The sequence below is a fragment of the Kitasatospora sp. NPDC056446 genome (assembly GCF_042796115.1).
GTDB lineage: Bacteria > Actinomycetota > Actinomycetes > Streptomycetales > Streptomycetaceae > Kitasatospora.
In genome coordinates this window covers 1-2,201 of record NZ_JBHTRF010000177.1, presented here as the reverse complement: position 1 = coordinate 2,201, position 2,201 = coordinate 1, and the positions used below count along the sequence as shown (strand labels likewise).

Here is a 2,201-nt window from a genome sequence, read left to right as displayed (position 1 = left end):
GGGCACCACCGGAGCGGCCGTGTGCACGCCGACGCCGACCAGGTCGCCCTTGAGCGCGCTGTGCCCGATGTTGAGCGCGACCGACGCGCCGCCGGTGAGCACCCGCAGGGCGACGGGCCACCCGCTTGTAGAGCCGCCCATGCGAGCCACGATGGCGTCCACGCGGATCGAGATGACGACCGCCACGTCGACGACGAGCGGCAGGATCGGCGCCGACCACTTCCACCCGTCCGGGGTGGACGCCTCCACCAGCGGCGTCACGGTGAACACCGAGAACAGGATCACGCCGAACACGATCACCCAGGAGAGGCGGAGCACCTTCTCGGCCGCGTCGATGTCGGCCTGTGTCGAGAGCTTCATGGTCACTTCCCCTTCCGGCGCAGAGCGATGGTGAGTCCGATCCCGGCGGGAGCGGCGGCGGCCAAGGCCTGGGCCGTTTCGGCGGCGAGCTGGAGGACGAGAAGCAGCAGCCCGGCGAGCGTGAACAGGCCGACCGAGGCGGCGAACACCGCGAGTCCGGTGATCAGGGCGCGATCGATGCCTTCCTGAGTGACGCTCATGCCGTCGCCTCCTGGGGGCCACCGAGGATGAGCCCGGCGCCCGGGTCCTTGACCAGCTCGCCCGACTCGGTCAGCGCCTTGACGAGCTTGCTGACCGTGCCCTTGTTGAGCTCCGTCCGGTCGACGATGTCCCGGTTGGTGCGTGCGCCGTCGCGGACCGCGTCCAGGACTCGGTCCCTGTTGGTGACCGGCTCGGCGGCCGGGGCCGCCGGAGCGGACTTGGTCACCGCGGCTTCGTCCTGGACGAGTCGGAGTGCAGGCCGCTCCGCCTCCGGCTGCGCGGCCGGCACTCCTGCGGCGCGGGTCCAGACCGGGCGGGCGGGGAGGCCGATCACGTCCCTGGGCGACATGGCCCGCGTACGGATGTGGTGCGGCTTGGCCTTGGGGTGCGACCGCAGCAGCGCGTAGCCCGGCATCGGCAGTTCGTGGGCGTGCCAGCCCTTCTCGTGCGCGTCCGACCCGAACACCACCTGCGACTCGCTGGCGCTGGAGAGCGCGAGCGAGGCCCGGTAGGTGATCTGGCCCGCGATCTGCGAGTCGATGCCGTGGCCCTCACCGGACATGGTCGGCTTCTGCGTCGCCCACACCAGGATGATTTCCGCCGCCCGGGCCCGGCGGGCGAGCGACCGCAGGTTCTCGATGATTCGGCCCCAGTCCGGGTCACCCGGCTCGTCCTTGGTGCCCCGGGCCCGCTCCTTCTTCGACATGGCGATGACCTCCGCGCCCTCGTCGACGAACACCGTGATCCGGGGCCGCCGGGCGGAAATCTGGATCACGTCCTCGCCCCGAGGGATGAGCTGCTCGCGCTCGACCATCTCCGCGTACAGCTCGTCGGTGACGTCGAGGACGTCCTCCGGGGTGATCGCCGTACGGGCGCGGTGCTCCCAGTTGATCGCCTCCACCCGCTTCGGGTCGATGACGACCAGGCGGTGATCCTCGGTCTCCGACGCAGCCGCGAGCAGGGCCCGGGTGCTCCAGCTCTTGCCGGAGCCGGACGTGCCCGCGACCATCACGCGCCGCCCCAGCGGCACGTGCACGGCCTCCCCGGTGACGGTGTCGACGCCCCACGGGTCGCCGGGCTTCCAGCCGGACAGGTCAGCGTCCGCAGCGGCGTTGCGGGTCCGCAGCGTGATCGTGGCCCGGTCGCCGTGCGAGCCCGCCTTGATCTCCATGCGGAGGTCCGTCCGGGCACCGAGCAGGGCCCGGATCTCCGCGTGCTTGGCCTTGAACCCGGCGGGGGTCCACTTCGCGTCGAGCCGCACGTGGGTGACGAGCCCGGCCGGAGTGATCTCGACCGGGGTCGGGACGGTGCCCGACAGGCCCCGCTCGTCGGCATGCTGGACCCAGTACGTCGGGTCGAGGCGGGAGGCGAGCCGCCGTTCCTCGGCCGACAGCGCGTCGTCGACTGTGACCGTGACCGAGCGCCGACCGAGCCACAGCGCGCCCGCGTTCGCGGCGGCGACCGCGATCGAGAGCGACGCGGGCCACGTCGCCCAGTCCGCCGGAGTCGAGAGCGCCCAGGACGCGAACCCGGCCGGGACCAGGTGCGCGGCGTGTGCGCGGACCGCCACGCTCGTCAGGGTGTCGGGGTAGTTCTTCTTCGCCGCCTTGAGCGCGGCCCTGGCCGACGAGCGGCTGGAG

Annotated in this window: 2 protein-coding genes and 1 pseudogene; all 3 read right to left on the bottom strand. The window is 72.3% G+C overall.

What is annotated here, in order from left to right; translation table 11 throughout:
* A pseudogene (locus tag ACFQ6N_RS40350) lies at positions 1-360 on the bottom strand (DUF2637 domain-containing protein); the annotation flags it as partial.
* 2 nt (positions 361-362) lie between these two features.
* Positions 363-560, bottom strand: a complete 198-nt coding sequence (locus tag ACFQ6N_RS40345; protein WP_380659133.1) for a hypothetical protein — start codon at positions 558-560, stop codon at positions 363-365.
* Positions 557-2,201, bottom strand: a 1,645-nt coding sequence (locus ACFQ6N_RS40340; RefSeq protein ID WP_380659132.1) for an FtsK/SpoIIIE domain-containing protein, incomplete at its 5' end; no start/stop codon positions are given. The genes ACFQ6N_RS40345 and ACFQ6N_RS40340, both read right to left, overlap by 4 nt.

Bases quoted from the DNA above. Each gene is read 5' to 3' on its own strand.
- ACFQ6N_RS40345 (WP_380659133.1), bottom strand. From the start codon at position 560: ATGAGCGTCACTCAGGAAGGCATCGATCGCGCCCTGATCACCGGACTC.